Annotated in this window: 8 protein-coding genes and 1 pseudogene; all 9 read right to left on the bottom strand. The window is 55.3% G+C overall.

From position 1 onward, the window contains the following. Positions 1-68 precede the first annotated feature (68 nt). Entirely contained in the window at positions 69-1,292 is a 1,224-nt protein-coding gene (locus SD961_RS14565) for a VENN motif pre-toxin domain-containing protein (RefSeq protein ID WP_318791061.1), read from the bottom strand. A gap of 141 nt (positions 1,293-1,433) precedes the next feature. Beyond that, positions 1,434-2,112, bottom strand: a pseudogene (locus SD961_RS14560) (hypothetical protein); the annotation flags it as partial. Between the two features lie 16 nt (positions 2,113-2,128). Further along, positions 2,129-2,371, bottom strand: a complete 243-nt coding sequence (locus SD961_RS14555; RefSeq protein ID WP_318791059.1) for a hypothetical protein — start codon at positions 2,369-2,371, stop codon at positions 2,129-2,131. Between the two features lie 75 nt (positions 2,372-2,446). After that, complete coding sequence (locus tag SD961_RS14550) at positions 2,447-11,710, bottom strand: hemagglutinin repeat-containing protein (RefSeq protein WP_318791058.1); 9,264 nt, start codon at positions 11,708-11,710, stop codon at positions 2,447-2,449. A gap of 74 nt (positions 11,711-11,784) precedes the next feature. Beyond that, complete coding sequence (locus SD961_RS14545; protein WP_318791057.1) at positions 11,785-12,300, bottom strand: toxin-activating lysine-acyltransferase; 516 nt, start codon at positions 12,298-12,300, stop codon at positions 11,785-11,787. Between the two features lie 2 nt (positions 12,301-12,302). Then, on the bottom strand, positions 12,303-14,003 hold the full coding sequence (locus tag SD961_RS14540; protein ID WP_318791056.1) for a ShlB/FhaC/HecB family hemolysin secretion/activation protein: 1,701 nt from the start codon (positions 14,001-14,003) through the stop codon (positions 12,303-12,305). Positions 14,004-14,599: 596 nt separating this feature from the next. Beyond that, positions 14,600-17,032: a glucose/quinate/shikimate family membrane-bound PQQ-dependent dehydrogenase gene (locus SD961_RS14535; protein ID WP_318791055.1), complete on the bottom strand. Its 2,433-nt coding sequence runs from the start codon at positions 17,030-17,032 to the stop codon at positions 14,600-14,602. 523 nt (positions 17,033-17,555) lie between these two features. After that, a complete protein-coding gene (locus SD961_RS14530) occupies positions 17,556-17,783 on the bottom strand; it encodes a zinc ribbon domain-containing protein (RefSeq protein WP_318791054.1) in 228 nt (75 codons plus the stop codon). A 57-nt stretch (positions 17,784-17,840) separates the two neighbouring features. After that, positions 17,841-19,334, bottom strand: a complete 1,494-nt coding sequence (gene der / locus SD961_RS14525; RefSeq protein ID WP_318791053.1) for a ribosome biogenesis GTPase Der — start codon at positions 19,332-19,334, stop codon at positions 17,841-17,843. Positions 19,335-19,375 lie beyond the last annotated feature (41 nt).

The raw sequence follows: 19,375 nt of genomic DNA, 5'->3' as shown, positions 1-19,375 counted from the left end.
AAATATACCAGTAGGTAGAGATACTATCAGGTAAATAAATATAAAAAACCATTTTGAGGATGAATTTTTCATTTCCCACCTTCCAAAATTTTCCCTGCTTGATCATTACCATATTCTGTTGTTACAGAACCAGCGATATTGCCTGCAACTCCAGGCAACGGTTCTATCGGTAAAGGTTTAGATATCCCCATTCCGACATCAGTCCAAATCCATTCTTTCCACGGTTTCATTGGGTTTAAGACTTTATCAAGAGGCATCTCAAATAATTTGCTACCAATTCCATATCCAATACCCGAAGCCACTCCACTAATCACACCACCTTTTAATGGATCATCGCCTTTCAGATAGCTGGATGTAGCTCCGCTGACCGCATTCACTCCCATTGTACCCCACAGCCCGGTTCCTGCCGTAAATGCTCCTGTCCAGTAACCAAGGATGACATCATTCGGATTCACTTCACCATTAATCAGTAAACCTACCCCGGCATTGGCTCCTGCACCTATCAGGCTTGTACTTGCTGCTATTTCCGGTAACAGAGGCCAGACTATAACGCTGCCAACAGCTGCCATTGCCGTTTCGCAGGATACCGGTGTTCCTCCGTTACAGGCTTCTTTAATAGCAGCCTGGGTCCCGGATTCGTAATTCGCTGTGGTGCCGGGCCTCTGTTTATTCGCTGCGGCCAGCACGCTCGCAAGATTATTGTTTTCCAGAGAGTTCTTACCCGCCTGCGCCCCCACAACAGCGTTTGCCGTGCTGTCTCCGGCAACCCCGCCCGCCAGCCCCGCAGCCAGCGTTCCCAGCGCACTGATGGTCTGCTTCTGCTCTTCATTCAGATTTTCGCGGTCAATGCCCGGATAGAGCTGCTGTGCAATAAATTCGCCCATCGCCGCGCCTGATGCACCCGCCAGCGCGCTGTTGCCCGCCGCGTATGACGTGACCGCGCCAACCACCGCATGCGCCATCAGGTTCGCTTCGCGATTCACCACCTCTTTGCCGTCCGGGCCTTTCGTGGTGGTCATATCGTGAATCACTTCCGCCAGATACGGTGCCGCCGCGCCGCTGATGGCCTGACCGATATTGCCGCCCACCAGACCCTGCATCGCCGCCGTGGCCGCCTGAATTGCCTGCTGCACCTTACCGCCCGTGCCCAACCCGCTCTCTTTAAACGCCTGGTTGTAGAACTTCTGATAAGCCTGACCGTTAATATTGTCAGACGTCGGCTCTTTGTCAGGATTCGCCTTCCGCCAGTCCGCTTCTGCTGTTTTCAGCTGTTCAGGCGAAACATCCTTCATCCGCTCGTTTGCGGCTTTTGTCGCAACTATCTGCCCTTCCGTCCTGGCAACGTCTATTGCCTGGCTGCCGATTTCCGCTATCAGCTGTAGTATCTTTAACTATACCTGCCGCTTTATCAGTAAGTACTTTACCGCCAACGCTACCCGCCACGCTACCAAATCCAGCCCCAATGACAGAGTTGGTAGGATCTTCCCCTTTGATTCCGCTACCTATAGCAGCCCCACCCATATTTATTCCGGCTGATGTACCGATACCTTTACCTGTCGTCGCCGCTGAGGTTATACCAGCCATAATAGCATCTACATAACTGAACGGATCTTTTCCGACCAGCTGGGATAGCGTATTAACGGTGGTTCCTATTGCGGCATTAATGGCAATAGTTTCCTTTATCGTACTACCGAGAATCGAGCCACTAAACGTTAGCGGTGCATCTCCAATACTTGCATTCGATTTATGATAACCCCAGGTATTCATTATCGACTGAGCTTTGCTCATCGCTTCTGAGTCAGGCGCACGTTTTATATAATCCTGCCCCGACAGCATGCCTTTAACCAGTTCCTGCGAGACTGCTGCGCCATATTCCTTCTCCATTTCAGCAGCATAAACCCGCAGATAACCCGCCAGTTCAGCGCGTTCCGTGCTGTTCATTTGTGAAGGATCTTTGGTGAATTTGGAGACCAGCGCATCACTGCGCTTATCGGCATTTTCCAGCTTCAGCAGTTCATTTGCGGCAGCCAGCGATTTATCGCCGTTCTTAATTTTCTCAATGGCTTTTTCGAGTTTGTCGGAAGATGTAGCTCCAAGGAAGTTATTCTCAACGACAACTCACTGATATTTAAATTGATAATTTTTTTAGCAAGTTGGCTATCCATAACATTAAACCTGCAAAGCTACCAATATATATACTTATTTTACTTAAAAATAAAAAAATCTTTGATGAAAAAGACATTGATATTCCTTTATAAAAAAAGAAAAAAAATTCTCCGCATACATATAAAACGATCCCTGTTAGAAAAATTGAAACCATGCTAAGTACAATAAAAAAAACCAGAGGAAGAATTAATTTTAGTACTTTCATTTACGATCTCCTTCCTGCTTCATTTTGTATTCTGTATACTTACCTCCAGCTTCTGAAGTGATACTACCACCAATGTCACCAATTGAACTTGGGACATTGCTTGGTTTCATTTCTTTTGAACTGTCTCAGGTCGGCATTAAATTTCGGATCCCAGCCACCTTTCCACCAGTTTGCCCCGGCATTAACTCCCCATGAGAGCCCTTTACCAATGCCATAGCCGATACCAGATCCAGCACCATTGATGAGCGCACCAGACAGTGGATCTTTGTCATCAATCCAGTTACCCAGCGCACCACCTGCGGCGTTCCAGCCCACGGTACCCGCCAGGCCATTACCCATGCTGATAACATTCACCCAACCCGCTATCGCTGCGTTTGCCGGATCTATCGTGCCATCCGCCAAATAACCGATACCTGCATTCGCGCCTGCACCCAGTCCCCACATTGCCTGAGCACCACCTGGTAGCAACGCTACACTTCCCGTTGCCAGTGCCAGCCCAACAGCATCTCGTTCATTCATCGCTTTCTGGCAGCTTGCAGAACCCGGCGCATCGGCACAACTTGCCATGTCTATTCCATGCTGGCGTATCCATGCAGCCTGAGCATCTTCACTACCGCCGAGTAAATTATTCTCAACCGCGTTCTGGCCCGCCTGCGCACCCGCCACCGCATCCGACGTGCTGTCACCGGTCACGCCGCCCGCCAGACCCGCCGCCAGCGTGCCCAGCGCGCTGATGGTCTGCTTCTCCGTTTCCGTCAGGTCGCTGACTTCCTTGCCCGGATACAGCTGCTTCATCACCAGCCCGGCCATCAGCTCCCCGCTGACCGCGCCCGCTGCGCCCGCCAGCGCTGAGTTGCCGGACGCGTAAGACGCTACCGCCCCGACAACCGCATGGGCCATCGCTTTTGCTTCCGGGTTGCCTTCCGTCAGGACGTGTATCTGCTCCGCCAGGTAGGGGCTTGCCGCACCGCTGATGGCCTGGCCGATGTTTCCGCCCGCCAGGCCCTGTATCGCCGCCGTCGCCGCGCTGATTCCCTGTTGCAGTGCACTTCCCGTGCCGAACGAGGCCATTGCGTTGTTGTACGCCTGCTTCGCCACGTCCGCGTCCGTGAACGGCTTGCCGGAAGCGGCGAGTTGTTCTCTGGCGGCCTGAAGCGCTGCCGGGTCACGCTTCGCTTTTTCTCCGGCTATCTGTCCCTCGGCTCTGGCGATATCGCCAACCTGAGAACCTATCTCCGCTATCAGCTGCGCCGCCTTCAGCCGGTTCTGCTCCTTCTCTTTATCAAAGATCTCATCCAGACCCGGATTGGCATTTTCCACGTCGCGGCTCAGCCCTGCAACATCCTGCGTCTGCTTTGCCGGGTCACGGATAACTATCGTTCCTGCGCTCACCGCCGCTCTGGTCACCGAGTCCGCGTTGTCCGAACCGTTCAGCCCCGACAGCACGCCGTTCGCCATATTGCCCGCAAACTGGTCGCCGATGCTGCCGCCGGTGCTGATACCTGCACCAGCGTGCTCAACGTCATATGCCGCGTGGTTATGAATATCGCTGAAACCCAGCGTTCCGGTGTCGAGTGTGTTTTTATCTGCGCTGGCGGTTGAACCGATAACCGCACCGTCAAGCTGCGTGTGTCCGCCCACCGTGACATCAAAACCGCCCGCGCCCGCAAAAATACCCGTCTGCTCAGTCACCGACTTCCAGTCGCTGTGCATTTTATCGCGTGAAGCGCTGATGCTTGCCGATGCCGTTCCCGCACCGAAGGTGTAGCCCGCCCCCGCGCTGGTGCTCTGCTGCTTCGAATCGTAGGTCTCGCGGTCCTGCTCGCTGGCGAGCGTCAGGTTGCGGCCCACGTCCGCTATAACTTTCTCTCCGCTCACCTGCGCCCCCGCCAGCAGCGTGTCGCGACCGGACGTAATGGTCACCTGATTACCCGCCTTCACCTGCGTCTCTGCATGACTCACGCTGTCGGCGTTCTCATGGCCTTTGCCTTTGTTCACGCTGGCCGAGACATTCAGTCCCGCACCGCCCGAACCGGCGGTGAGGCCCACGCCCACGCTGCCGCCCCGGCTGCTGTTGCTGCTCCGCGTGCTGCTGCTCTCCTCTGCTGAAACCAAGTTCACGTCGCGGTTCGCCGACAGCTGCATATCCCTGCCCGCCTGTAGCTGGCTGCCCTGAACGGTGATGTCGCCGCTTTCTCCCTTCACGCCGCTGCCAGTCGCGCGGATGCTGAGGTTGTTCCCTGCGGTCAGCGTGCTGCCCTGCTGCGTTTTCTCTGTCAGCGTGCTCTGAGATTTCGACGACTGGCTGCCGTAAGAGAGACTCACCCCGACAGTGTTATTGTTTGCCGCATCGTTACCCTTAGCCCCGTCCAGCCGCGCCGCCTGAGTGGCGCTCACGCCGTTCAGCGCTGCCTGTATGCCCTTCAGTGCGGCCAGCCGCCCGTCACTCTCATCCCCTGCTGATTTCGCCTGTGTCACCGCCGTATTCAGCGCGCTGCCCGCAGCACCCGACAGCGCCAGCGTCAGACCGCTCTGCTTCTGCTCCACTTTATGCGTCTGCGTGCTCTGGTTCTCCGCCGCAAGAATATTCACCTCCTTCCCGCTGAGCGCCATATCCTGCCCTGCTACCAGGTCTGAACCCTTCACCGTCAGCGTATTACCCGCACTCAGCGACACACTGCCGTCCACCGAACCGACGGTGCTGCCCTGCTGTGTCACATCCTGCGCGGTATCCGTCACTTTCAACTGCTGCGTGCCGTACGTCACCCCGATACCGCCGGTTCCCGACAGGCCCGATTTTTTCTCCTGACGCTGATGACTTTCTTCGTTGTGCTCGTCCGCAGTGGTGATGGTCAGGTTGTTCCCCGCCGCCAGCCGCACGTCGTTATCGCCCGCCACGCTGCTGCCCTGAATCAGCAGATTATTACCGGCCTGCATCGTCACCGAATCACCGCTGAGCGCCGAGCCCTGCGCTGTTTCCCTGTTCACCATATCGTGGGTAATGGCAGTGGTTTTTGAGAACGTTCCGTTGCCGCCGGTGGATTTGTGATGCGATTCAAAGTCACTGTCCGCCGTCGCGGTGGTGAGGCCGATATCGCGCCCCGCCTTCACGCCCAAGCCGTCGCCTGCGCTGACCGTGGCGGCCTGGGCCTTCACATCCCGCCCGGCGGCCAGCAGCACCGAGCCCGCTCCGGTAACTTCGCTGCCCATATACTGTGTGACCGATTGCTTCAGCCAGTTATCTTTGTCCCACGTCAGGCTGTCGCTGGCAGAGGTCATCACTGCGTTAAGGCTGAGGTCACGCCCGGTATTGAGCATAGTCTGGCTCTGGCTGCCGCTGTTGACCACCTGTCCCCCGCTCAGGGTGATATCCCGTCCGGCGCTGAGGGACAGCCTGCCTTCTTCGTCCTGCACGTAAATCCCGCCCACCCGGTCAAGCGTGGTGCGCGCAAAATGGTTCTCTCCGGCGCTGCTCTGCGCGCTGCGGATCGTAGACATAATATTGATATCGCGACCAGCTGCCGCCAGCACCGAGTTATTCCCCGCTATCACGCCCGCAATATTATTGATATCCGTGCGCGCCAGCATGCTCACGTCTGTCCCCTGGATCGTGCCCGCCCGGTTGGTGATATTCTCTGCGGTGAGCTGCACCGCCTCCCGCCCGCTTATCGTGCCGCTGTTGAGCAGGTCGCTGTTCAGGTTCATCACCACGCTCTGCCCGCCCAGCAGCGCGCCCGAGCCGTCGATATCCCCCGCCTTCACCCGCGCATAGACCTGCGGCACCATCACCGTCTGCCGCGTACCGTCAGCCAGCGTCACGTCGCTGTTCACCAGCCACACCATATCTTCCGTCAGCAGGCTCATCTGCTCCGCACTCAGCGCCACGCCCGGTATCAGGTTATATTCCTTACCGAAGGCAATACCCGCGTCCATCAGCCCTTTAAACTGTGCCTCGTCGTCGCGGTAATCTGTCAGATAGCGCCCTCCGGTCAGGGTGATAACCTGCTCGCGCACCAGACGCTGCTCGTAATAGCCGTCACCGAGACGTTTATGCAGGTTGTCCCCGCTCAGCGAGAAGGCGTCCTGCATATAATCACTACCCAGCCACTGTTTGTTGTTGGTGAAGCGCGGGTCGGTTTCCACCAGATATCCCGCCTCCGGTTCCGGGTGTGTGCTAAACAGGCTGGCATCCGGCAGACGGGTATCCGGCCCGCTGACGCGTACCACCATCGCCCCATTGCTGACCGGCACCTCATACTGCTGCCCCGGTCTCAGCACGCTACCCGCCGTCAGGTCTCCGGTCGCAGGAACCTCCGCCCCGTCAATGTTCTGCAATCCGGGAAGGATATCGCTCCCCGTCACCGCCGCCGACACGCTGCCGATGACGCCTGTAGTGGCGTCCGTTCCCTGCGGCTCTGCTGCCGCAATCTTCAGACCGCTGCCCTGCGGCTGGCTGTTACTCTCCAATCTGCCCGGTTTCAGGGTAATGGACTGGATCACCACCGGCGGCACATACTCCGAAGTGCTTTCCCCCTGGTCGTCTCCCCCCTTGTGCGTTTTGCGTGAGTAGTGGGTGACCGAGCCTTCATCTGTTATCCGGCGGCTGCCTTCCGGCATCACGTTATCCACGCTCTGTGCCACTATCCCCAGCGTGCCGCCCGCCACAATCTGACTTTTATCGTTCAGCACCCGATCTGCGAGAATTGAGAGGTTACCACCCGAGAGGATTTTCCCCGGATCGCTCTTCTTGATCACCTCTTCTTCCGTGGTACGGGTGTAGTCGTATTGATAGAAGTTGTCGTTGTTACTGCCGGTATCTTCCGGCGTATTCAGGTTCAGCAGGTTATCCGCCGAGTTGCGGTCGATAAACACGCCTTCCTCGTCCGCCGACCAGCGGGTTGACGAGCCGCTGTGCTGATATTCGGTTATCTGTTCGCTGGAAACCTGCACCACTTCGGTGGTAAAATGATCGTTGATATTGTTAAGCTGCCCCACCGAGAGCGCCATATCTGCAGCGGATTCTATCGTCGAACTGTGATTGTTCAGTACCCCAGCCTGCCCTGTTGCTATGCCGTTCTCATTAAGAGCACCGCCCAGTGCCAGCTCACCGCCGCTGTAGATAAGCGCATGGTCGAGGTTATTAACCGTTCCCGCGCCGATATCCACGCGCTCGCGTCCGGCAATCGTCGCCGCCACGCCGTCCTCCGCGAGGTTATTCAGCGTGCCGGCCTGGATTCCCAAATAGTCGCCGTAAATCCGGCCAGTGCCGCTGTTGGTTAGTATGCCAGCCACCAGCCGCGTTTCGCTGCCGTCAATCAGGCCCTGATTAGTCAGCGTGTCGGCCATCGTCAGCCAGGTGGATCCGGCGGCGATTTCGCCCGTTGTAGCGTTAAGCAGGTTGCCCGAGGTCAGATCGAGTTTTGCACCCGCCAGCAGCTTACCGCCGTTGGTGACCGCCCCCGGTGTGGTCAGGCTGAAACTGCCATTGGCAATCATTTCACCGCTGTTACTGATGTCGCTGTGGCTGCTCAGTGTCATATCACCAAGCGAAAGCAGCTGGCCGTCGCCGCCCAGACGGTCTGCCTGCACGGTCATCTGCTGGCCAGCTTTGACTACCCCGGCTCGGTTCATCAGCTCCAGAACCGTACCGCTAAGCGACAACATATTACCCGCCGCCAGTTCGCCGCCCGTGTTATCAAGCGTTCCATAATTGATAACGGAGAGATCCTGCCCGGCCAGCACGCTGCCAGTGCTGTTATCCAGCTCAGCGCTGTTGATAATGATATCCCGGCCTTCAATGCCCTTTTCGGCGCTCAAGGTATCGCGGTTAATCAGCGACGCGGCGGCAAGCGTCGTGGTGGCTCCGCTTCGTATCAACCCCAGCGTATTATCAATCACGCCCTGTGCGGCACTGACCAGCAGGCTGCCGACAATCTGTATCTGCCCGCCGTTGTTAAGCAACTGCGCCAGGGTGAGAACGGCGCTGCTCTCGCCTACTACGCGTCCACCCTCGCCGTTATCCAGCCGGTCTGCCTGTAAACTGAAGTCACCCTTCGCGCCCAGCGTACCGCTCTGGTTGTTCACCCCGCCGCTCGCCAGCTGCATGGCAGCCAGACTGCTGACCGTGCCTTCCCGGTTATCCAGCAGATGACCACGGGTATCCAGTACAATACCCTTGCCCTGGATCAGCCCCTGGCGGTTATCCGTGTCGCTCTGCACGCTCAGCCTCAGGGTATTCAGCGCCACCAGGGTACCGGCAATATTGCTGAACGTGGAGGCATCAAGTACCGTTTGTTTCCCGGCGATCAGCACGCCGTTGTCGTTATTCAGCGCAGAGGCATCGATCTGCATATCGCCCTGGCTGATGATACCGCCGGTGTCACCGCTGTTCTGGTTGCTGATTTGTCCGGCGGTCAGAGTCATCGCCTTACCGCTCTGTACCAGACCGCCGTCGTTATTCAGCGTTTCAGTATGCAGGGTGAAATTGCCCTGCGCGGCCAGCTGTCCCTGGCGGTTATTGATGGTCTGCATGACGTTCAGCAATGCATCGCCTCCGGCCACCACCACACCCTGAGCATTTTCAAGCTGCCCGACATCAGCATTCAGGTTACCCCTGGAACTGATCTTACCCGCGCTGTTATCCAGCATCCCGGCAAGCGTCAGCGCCATCTCTAGCCCGGAACTAAGCGCTCCCCTCTGATTATTCAGCGACTGCGCGTTCAGTTGCAGGCCCGATTCAGAGGCCAACATGCCCCGGCTGTTATCTACGTCCGTCGCCTGAACACGCGTTGCCCCGGCCCCGGCCAGCATCCCGTTCTGGTTGCTGACAGCACCGGCGGTCACGTTCAGATCGCCGAAGCTGATAATGCCGCCGCTGTCTTGGGTATTGTGGTTGCTGAACGCGTAGCCATGAGTGTCAATCTGCATCCCCGCCCCGGACTGCATAAGGCCCGAACTGTTGTTCAGCTCGCCACTGCTGACGGTGAGCACATTCTGCGCCGCAAGCACGCCATTCTGGTTATTCAGGACCATTTCGCCCAGCGCCAGGAAAAGGTTATCTCCCGCGATCTGTCCCTGGCTGGAGTCCAGGCCAGTTGCCGTGATCTGCACGTCTTTTGCGGCAGTAATCTGTCCGGCCACGTTCGACAACTGGCGGGTGCTGATTACTCGTGCCGCGCCCTGCTGCACGCTAATCTGCCCCTTGTCATTGTTAAGCTGCCCCGTGGTAAGGGTCAGCCCGTCATTCGCCGTCAGCATGCCATTATGATTATCTGTCTGTCCGGAAGCTGCTACCGTCAGGCTACCGTTTTCCGCAGCCAGAACCTGGCCGCCGCTGTTTGCAAGGTTAGTGGTAGTCAGCGTTACCGCGCCGTTGGCCGCGATCAGCCCGCCCTGGTTATCGGTATTTTTCCGGACGTTCAGCGTCATTGTGTCCAGCCCGCTCTGCACCAGCTTTCCGTCGCGGTTCGACAGATTTCCGGCATCAATGTGGATACGGTTTGCCGAGGTGGTGGTGCCATCCAGCACCAGGTTTTCACTGCTCAGGGCCAGCGTACCTGAGGAGTCCATGCTGCCGTTATCTCCCTGGAAGGTGACGGCGTCGACCTTCAGGGTACCGCTACCGGCGTGGATGATTTCCCCATTGCGGTTATCCAGCGAAGCGGTTTTAAGGGTGATATCGGCGGCGTTGGTGGCTATCTTCCCGCCCCGGTTATTAATGCCATCCTGATGGTTCAGCGTGAGTGACTGCGTGCCGCTCTGGATGAGTTGACCCTGCTGGTTATTCAGGCTACTGGCGGTAAGAGAAAGTTTATCGGCAGCTATCTTCCCGGCCGCGTTGTCCAGCGTCCCGGCGGCGGTAGCAGTCAGCGTACCGTCGACAATCACCTGCGCAGAGGCGGTAGTGAGATTCCCCTGCCTGGCGTCCAGGGTGATATTTTTCGCCTGTGTCTGGCTTCCCGAGGCATCCACTCCCTGACCGGCAACGCGAAGGGTGCCGCCAGCCAGGTTTATGCCGTTGATCTTAAGCTGACCTGAAGCGCTCAGCGTCAGATCGCCGCTGCTGCCGATGCGCCCATCAGGCTGTTTGCCCGCCGCCAGGGTGCCTGTACTACTGCTGGTCAGGGTTGAACCGGACAGTGTCACGTTGTTGCTGGCGGTAATCAAGCCGCTGTTCTGCAATGCTCCCGAAGCCGCCAGCGTGGCATCAGTCGATGACCAGACAATTCCACTGTTGCTGATATTCCCTGAAGTATTCACTCCCAGTCCCTGCTGGCTGAGCAGTTTACCGCTGTTGGTGATCCCGGAGGCGGAACTTAGTTGCAGGGCATCCTGGCTGCTGAGTTCGCCACTGTTCTCTATACGCCCGTCGGCAGTGACCGTCACCAGCCCCGCCTCACTGCCGATAGTGCCCGCATTGCGCACCCCAACGCCCTTCTCCGTTGCGCGCAGGCGAATTTTCCCGGCATACATGCCGCCAACCTGAGAGACATCCAGCGCCAGCTGCGGTCTGGCCGAACCGTCATCCACTTGCGCCGTCGTCGTCTCATGCGCCGCATCTACCCGGTTGCGCCCGGCGGTCACTCTCAAATCCTTAGCATAAATCGCGGCGTTTACCTTTACCGCCCGGGCGATGATGTCAGTGTAATCCTGGCGCGAGGCGTCCAGTCCTTTCCCCTCGACCACCACCTCACCGCGATCTACCAGATAACCGGTCAGATTGCCGTTCTGCATCTGCGCTGTACCAGTGGTCAGCATCGCACGTCCGGCATTAATAAAGCCGCAGCCGTTGCAGGTAATACCGGACGGGCTGGCGATGATCACCTGCGCCTTCTGGCCTGCAACTTCGATGTAACCATTCAGGCGGCTCGGATCGCGGGCGTTCACCTCGTTGAGAATAATTTTGGCCTCGCCTTTCGCCAGCCATGGGTTAGCGCTGACCATCCCCCCCAGTTGGGTAGAGGCATTCTTACGGGCGTTATTCAGGATCGCGCCGTTCTTATCAACATCGAAACGGCTATAGATGTTGCGTGAGACGCCGCTGGCGGAAGGAGACTGAATATTGACTTGCGGCGTCCCGTTGGCGCTGGCGACGATCGTCGGTTGCTGTTTACCCGGCGCGGATTTATCGGCCACAATAGTGGCCTGCGCCATCTGCACGGCCCCGGTCGACAGCCACAGGCTGAAGCTTACGACGGTGAGACGGCAGATAAGCCGGAGGTGGTTATGGCCGATGCCCGAAGCTGGGGATCCTCCCGAACAGGCGCGCGCGATATCTGCCACGACCATCAGCATGCCACGGACTTTGTTGAACACAACGCGGTACAAAAGCCTGTTCATCGGTGAATTCCTTTTCTCTCTCAATCCATTAAATCAGCCCGGTATCCGTCAGGTACGGATAGTCAATTTTGCATTCATGCAACGGTCAGCGGATGTGCATGTTTCCATTGCAGCAGCTCATCTCCGGTAACACGGCTGCCATAAAACGTTTGAATACGCCTGCCTTTGTCCCCGCCCCGATGCCAGAGCGATCGGGCAATAGGGTGGGGAAATATCTCTTCACGCAGCAGGCGGAACATCTGCGGTGCGTGACCAAACGGGGCAATAAAGTCCCGAAACCACATCCGTTCGCCACAGCACCAGTCCTCTTCCGGCAGAGTGATCACTTGCCCGTTCAGGTAACGCTGCTCTGCACTTTCATCCATCCACGCCCAGCTCAGAAAAAACACCGGGCGGTCGCCTTCCTGAACCAGTACATACTGACGACGCTTGATGACCGGCAGCAATACTACCGGCAGCACATGCAGCGGTGCATCCTGATGCATAGCCGAATGCATCCAGAGCCAGACGGCGGCACCCAGTATTTCGGCCTCGCCATCCTCTCCGCCCAGCAGCAGCGGTGCATGTACCGTAAATCCCTTATAACGCATGGTCAGATATCCATATTCAGGCTGAAACCAAAGGTGGCCGGACTGGTTTTGAATCCTTCCGGACGGGAGAAGGGAACGCCAGCAAACAGGTCATAGCTGACTTTCCAGATTTTGCCGCGCAGCCCTGCCGCACCGCCGGCCAGATGATTACCCACCAGCATTTCCGTGCCTTTACCGGCCACTTCGCCGTAATCCGCGGCCAGGTAAAACTCGCTTACCGGCAGCGGTAACTGCCAGGATAAATCGTTGCGCACCGTCCAGCCGCGATCGGCGTTGAGGGTTCGCTCACCATCAAAGCCTCGTACCGTCCAGCGGCCACCAATTGAAAACTGATCCTGGGTGGTTAACGGCGTAGTACTGGTCTGACGCTGCCAGGCCACGTCATAGCGAAAATTTTCTCCGGCCAGCGCAAACGATAGGCTCAGGCGGGCGTCGGTACGCAGAATACGGCTGAGCGCCGTGCCTTCATCAAACAGCTCTTCCGGCGCAGGTTGCGCGCCAAACCATCGGGTACCGCGCTGATAGCTGATCCCCGCATCCAGCGTCGCCGGGCCGATATAGTGCCGGTGCTGAAGCCTCGCCTTCCATGAGGAGACGTGACGACGCTGCACTTCCACTTCAGTGTCGTTGATATAGTTGCGGGTGGTGCGGGTCTGCACGTCATAGTTCAGGGTAGTTTTTTGCGCGCTGCTACGGTGCAGCACACGACTGAACTGGGCGCCCAGATTCTGGCTTTTGCCCGCATAGCGGTAATCTTCCGTCAGGCCAGCGACCGTCTGATGATAGTGATAGTCGCTGCCGGTTAAAGAGAGCGACCACCAGCCCACCGGGACAGACCACCAGGCGCTGAGGTTCTGGTTGCTTTTCTCCCCTCCGGGCTGTAAATCGTGGGTGAGTGAAAACCAGAACAGATCGCTGAGCGCCAGTGGATTATCAAGAGAGAGCGTCAGCCCGCCCTGATAGCGTCCGGTAGCGACGGTGCCGGAATCATCCAGCGACAAACCAAGCCGCCAGAACTTACTCTGCTGGCGGGAAATAATAATATCGCTCTCGCCCGGCTGCTCAGCCGGAACAATTTCCATCTGCGCCTGAACGGTTGGCAGGCGCTGCAGGTTTTCCAGCCCCTGTTCAATATCACGCAAATCAAGCAAATTGCCGTCATGAGGGGGAAAAGCGCTGTAGGGCCAGAACCATCGGCTGCTATCCGGCGTCATGACCACATAGCGAATTTTGCCGGGTAGTATGGCCAATTGCAGATAACCGCTTTTCAAATCCTGCGCGGGAGCGAGTACACGAGTTGTGGTCCAGCCATGATAAATAATCCGGTTCTGCAGCGAGCTCATCAGCAAGTTAATCCCCCGACTGCCGAGGCATTTTCCAACCGCCTGATCAGCCAGTTTTTGCAACGGCAACCAGTACGGCAGCGCATCCTGGCCTTTCAGCGTCACATTATTAATCCTGAAACAGGGCGTTTCGGCGGGAAAGGTAATCTTACCGTAAGCCGTCATGGGCACAGATAAGCGTACATCGGGCACGGGCGGAGTCAGTTGCTCTTCCAGCGCCTGCTGGCGCTGCTGCTGCAGAAGGAATTGCTCATCGCCGGGGGCGGCACAGACAGGCGGCAAAGCGGCAAAAAAACCCAAAACCGAAAATAAAAACAGCAGAAAATAGTTATTACTGCGGGATACTAAGTTGAATTTCATTCTTGACGTCATCCGTGACAGACAATAATAGTTCTAAAAAAACCAACAAATCCTGTATATACCAGGGAATTATTAATATATAGCCCTGTAAAAACAAGTAGAAAAAACCTAAATTGTCTTAGAAAGCAGCATTAGGTAATAACTATTCCGCTGCCGCCCCAATAATTTAAAAAAAATAAAAATCAATATTGACCTTATTTTCATAATAAATCACCTGGCCGTATAAAATACATGGAGATTCGAGCGCAGCTCAAAAAAATCAATAACTTATTATAAATTCAGGGTATTAAAGGATAATGCGGGTATGGAAAAAATAAATAATATAAATTTATCTTATCGAAATTGCTAAAGCTTTCCTAAGGCAAACAGACTGACAGTCTTTGCGCGGCATACGCGCAGAGATTCCTTTTATATTAATCCTTTACGCAGTAATTTTGAGGAGAATTTTTCTGTCTAAAGGTTACTACGTCAATAGTGTAGCGACTACTATCGCTTCACTATAAAAAACTGCACCTTATTCAGTTGGGAACCCAACTTTTGGGGTGCAGTTCAACTCATGAAAGCATTTTGTGTTTCAATAAAGTGCTTTTACGCGCTTACTTATCCAGTGCGTAGGCGATCACATAATCACCGCGATCTGGCGACTGACGCGCACCGCCAGCAGAGATCAGGATGTACTGCTTACCTGTTTTCGGCGACTTATAGCTGACTGGTCCGCCCTGGCTACCGACTGGCAGACGGGCTTTCCATACCTCTTTACCGGTTGCGGTATCGAATGCACGCAGATAGTAGTCCTGCGTACCCGCGATAAACACCAGCCCACCCTGCGTTGCCAGTGAACCACCCAGTGATGGCATACCAACTGGCATTTGCGCGTGCATCTTAATACCAAACGGACCGGTATCCTGCACGGTGCCCAGCGGAACCTGCCACACCAGCTTCTGCGTTTTCAGGTTAATTGCTGAAAGCGTTCCAAATGGCGGTTTCTGGCAGGGAATGCCCAGCGGGGACATAAAGCGGTTTTTGTTCACGGCATAAGGCGTCCCTTTCAACGGCACAGCGCCCATACCGGTATTGATTGCTTCACCGCCGTTGCTGCCACGAGCGATAGCACCCGTGTTCGCCGGGATCATCTGTACCCAGAGGCCCAGACGCATATCGTTCACAAAGATCAGATTGTTGTTAGGGTCAGTAGAGAGGCTGCCCCAGTTCATCCCACCCAGTGAACCCGGGAAGCTCAGCGATTTATCTGTGCCCGGCACGGTGTACAGCCCGTCATAACGCATTGATTTGAACGCGATGCGACACACCAGCTGATCAAATGGCGTTGCGCCCCACATATCAGACTCTTTCAGCGTTTCCGCGCCAATCTGCGGCATGCCCACGGATTTAGGCTGAGTGGCAGGATACTCTTCGCCCGGGATAGTCCCTTTTTTAACAGGAACTTCTTTGACTTCCGTCAGCGGCTTGCCGGTCATACGATCCAGTACATAGATCTGACCCGCTTTGGTGCCAAAGACCACGGCAGGTTTAGTGCTGCCATCTTTTTGTGGGAAATCGATCAGGCTTGGCTGCATCGGGATATCAAAATCCCACAGATCGTTATGAACGGTCTGATAAACCCATTTCTCTTTACCTGTTGTGGCATCAAGAGCAAGGATAGAAGCACCATATTTGTGATCTAACGGTGTCCGGTTAGCTCCCCACAGGTCTACTGATGAGCTACCCATTGGCATGAATACCGTATTCATTGCCGCGTCATAGGACATTGGAGCCCAGGAGTTTGGCGTACTGCGGACGTAATGCTCACCTGCTTTCAACTTGTAGTTGGGATCTTCATTACCGGCATCGAATGCCCAGCGCACCTCTCCGGTGATGACATCGAAACCACGCAGCACCCCGCCCGGCATATCAGTCTGAACGTTATCTGCAACACGGCCTCCTACCACAACGGTAGTTCCCGCTAAGGTTGGGGCAGAGGTCAGCTGATATTTAGGATCCTGAGCATCACCCAGACCCGCTTTCAGATCGACCACGCCTTTGTTGCCAAAGCTCTGACACAGTTCGCCATTATCTGCGTTAACGGCGATCAGACGCGCATCAATGGTATTCATCAACAGGCGACGCTGACAGGTTTCACCTGCAGGCAGTGACACTGCGGTCACTGGCGTTGAATCAGGCGCGGTAGGCTGCGTCAGCGGTTTCGTTGCGTCGAAATAAGCCAGTCCCCGGCAGCGGTTCCACACTTCTGCCTGGGCATTTATTTCACGTTTCCAGATCTCTTTACCGGTATCGGCATTGACCGCTATGACATTGTTATGCGGTGTACAAAGGTAAAGCACATCTCCGATTTGCAACGGCGTCTGCTGATCTTCAGCACCATTGCCGGTAGGGCTTTCCGGGATATCGCCAGTATGGAAAGTCCAGGCTACTTTCAGATCTTTTACGTTGTCGCGGGTAATTTGATCCAGGGCGACAAAACGGCTGCCGCCAGGAGTATTACCGTAGTTGTCCCAGTTTTTCTGCTCAGAGGCTTTATCAACCGGCTTCAGCGGCAGCTCCTCGCCGTTAGCCACCACAGGATGCGGCTGGAACATGCCCACCAGGGTGGCGACCATGCCCACAGCTAATGCGGCAGAAATTGCCCAGGCTGGTTTAGCCGCAGAGGGCTTGCCTTCGCGCTTACGCAGCGCAGGCAGCGTGATCAGCGCCAGCAGCAGCAGGCCGGCAAGCGTCATCAGACGCGATACCAGCGGCCAGAAATCCATTCCGACCTCCTGCACCGCCCAGATCGCCGAGCCAATAAACACCAAGGCAAAAATCAGTACGGCTGAGGATTTACGGCGGAAGAACTGAATAGCGGAAAGCACGGTGAAGAGACCGGCAATAACGAAATACCAGCTGCCGCCCAGTGAAACCAGTTTTCCACCAGCAATCACAAAGAAAAGGCCGGTTGCCAGTAAGACTAACCCCAGCACGACGCACCAGAGGCTCAACCCTTTCGAGGGTCGGGCATTCATTTGAGACATGGTAAAAATACTCCTGACTGAATAGGGCTTCAGCACAATCTTCGCTCTGGATCTCTACCAATTTTGCCAGGGTTGACCGGAAACGGAGGGAGAGGAAAATTATCTTTAGACGCTAAATTCATTAACAATTCGCTACGGGCTCACCCCGTCCATTGTCAACCAAAGCCACGGTTGCCGCGCCATGCGGCGGTTTAATAGCTCTGGTTAACCAAAAAATTGTACCACGTGGTTCATAAATAAATAAACAGAAAGTTAACAACTCTTATTCTTTCGCCATGTTTTGCCAAAACCGTTCAGCGCTATAAAAACGATAAGAAATCATTACTTAAGAAAATTATTTATTTTTATTAATAGAGAGAAGCCAATAACGGCAAAGAGTGCAGGGTTTTATTTATAGTGAAAAAGCGGACTTTCCAGTAGAAATAAGACAATTAAACAGGAGGTAACTTAATAAGAATAGTGCCGGGCAGCTAAAAAGAAAGAGACGATGGAAGATTAATTGCTGGCGAGGAAATATCAGCACTCATAACGTTTCAGATAACGGCACAAATTCTATTCGTTTTTTTGAAATCAGGCCATGACCCGCAGGACAAAAATAGTCCACGGCTCCGCAGGCTTTGAGGATCTGAACCGGCTGCCTGCAGTCGGGACATATGGCCTGCTTCGCAAAATCGTGATTGCACTCTGCACAATGGAAATGCGTAGCCATCGACGTCAGGGGCTGGTGGCACAAGGGACAGGGTTGGCTCATTTTATTCTCCAGGGTTGAAATCCTGAAACAAAGGGGGCCTGAAGGCCCCCTTACGGATTAACGTTTGTTTTTCTTTAAATGACTCATCAAACGCTTACGTTTGCGCTGCTGGTTTGGTGTCAGCAGGTTACGCTTGCCTTCATAAGGGTTATCCCCTTCTTTGAACTGAATGCGAATTGGCGTTCCCATTACTTCCAGCGAGCGGCGGAAGTAGTTCATCAGGTAGCGCTTGTAGGAATCCGCCAGATCTTTCACCTGGTTACCGTGAATAACCACTATCGGTGGGTTATAGCCACCCGCGTGAGCATATTTCAGCTTCACGCGGCGGCCACGCACCAGCGGTGGCTGGTGATCATCGGCTGCCATGTTCATGATACGGGTCAGCAGAGAGGTGCTGACGCGGCGCGTGGAACAGTCATAGGCTTCCGTGACTGACTCAAACAGGTTGCCCACGCCGCTGCCATGCAGGGCAGAGATAAAGTGAATACGGGCAAAGTCGATAAAGCCCAGACGGAAGTCCAGCGTCTCTTTCACTTCGTCACGCACTTCCTGTGACAGGCCATCCCATTTGTTGACCACGATCACCAGCGAACGTCCGCTGTTAAGGATAAAACCAAGCAGGGAGAGATCCTGATCGGAAATCCCTTCATGGGCATCGATAACCAACATCACCACATTAGCGTCTTCTATCGCCTGTAGCGTCTTGATAACCGAGAATTTTTCTACCGTTTCCGTGATTTTTCCGCGCTTACGCACGCCAGCAGTATCGATAAGGATATATTCGCGACCATCGCGCTCCATCGGGATATAGATACTGTCACGCGTGGTGCCGGGCATGTCATACACCACCACCCGCTCTTCACCAAGGATTCGGTTGGTCAGCGTTGATTTACCGACGTTTGGCCGGCCTACTATTGCCAGCTTGATCGGCAGATCCAGCGGGTTAAAATCATCTTCCGCTTCGGCGGCTTCCTGCTCGCCCTTCTCTGCGGCTTCCAGATCGGCCCAGTAAGCGGCGTTCTCTTCTTCTTCCGTCAGCGGCGCGGCTTCAACAACCTTATCCATATAGGGGAGCAGCACCGTTTCCAGCAGGCTGGTTACGCCACGGCCGTGAGAGGCCGCGATGGCATGGATATCGCCTAACCCTAATGAATAGAAATCGGCAACGGCAGAGTCAGGATCCATGCCATCGGTTTTATTGGCGACAAGGAAGGTGGGTTTCTGACGCGAACGCAGGTGCTGTGCAATTGCTTTATCGGCTGGCATCAGACCTGCACGGGCATCAACCATAAACAGCACCACGTCAGCTTCTTCAATCGCCAACAGAGACTGCTCGGCCATGCGCGTTTCCACGCCCTCTTCGTTACCATCGATACCGCCGGTATCGATGCAGATAAACTCCTGCCCTTCCACTTCAGCACGACCATACTTACGGTCGCGCGTTAGTCCGGGAAAATCCGCCACCAGCGCATCTCGCGTGTGCGTTAAACGGTTAAACAGGGTGGATTTTCCCACATTGGGACGCCCGACCAGCGCGACCACAGGTACCATATTGAAGCCTCATTACAAAATTAAGCGCCTGATGTGCACAG

Source organism: Erwinia sp. MMLR14_017, from assembly GCF_033657285.1.
In the GTDB taxonomy this organism is placed as follows: Bacteria; Pseudomonadota; Gammaproteobacteria; order Enterobacterales; family Enterobacteriaceae; genus Erwinia.
This window is presented reverse-complemented; position numbering and strand designations above follow the sequence as displayed.

Excerpts from the sequence above, each read along its gene's own strand:
- SD961_RS14545 (WP_318791057.1), bottom strand. The coding sequence starts at position 12,300 with ATGCGTTATAAGGGATTTACGGTACATGCACCGCTGCTGCTGGGCGGA.
- SD961_RS14540 (WP_318791056.1), bottom strand. The coding sequence starts at position 14,003 with ATGAAATTCAACTTAGTATCCCGCAGTAATAACTATTTTCTGCTGTTT.
- der (WP_318791053.1), bottom strand. The coding sequence starts at position 19,334 with ATGGTACCTGTGGTCGCGCTGGTCGGGCGTCCCAATGTGGGAAAATCC.
- SD961_RS14535 (WP_318791055.1), bottom strand. The coding sequence starts at position 17,032 with ATGTCTCAAATGAATGCCCGACCCTCGAAAGGGTTGAGCCTCTGGTGC.
- SD961_RS14550 (WP_318791058.1), bottom strand. The coding sequence starts at position 11,710 with ATGAACAGGCTTTTGTACCGCGTTGTGTTCAACAAAGTCCGTGGCATG.
- SD961_RS14555 (WP_318791059.1), bottom strand. The coding sequence starts at position 2,371 with ATGAAAGTACTAAAATTAATTCTTCCTCTGGTTTTTTTTATTGTACTT.
- SD961_RS14565 (WP_318791061.1), bottom strand. The coding sequence starts at position 1,292 with ATGAAGGATGTTTCGCCTGAACAGCTGAAAACAGCAGAAGCGGACTGG.
- SD961_RS14530 (WP_318791054.1), bottom strand. The coding sequence starts at position 17,783 with ATGAGCCAACCCTGTCCCTTGTGCCACCAGCCCCTGACGTCGATGGCT.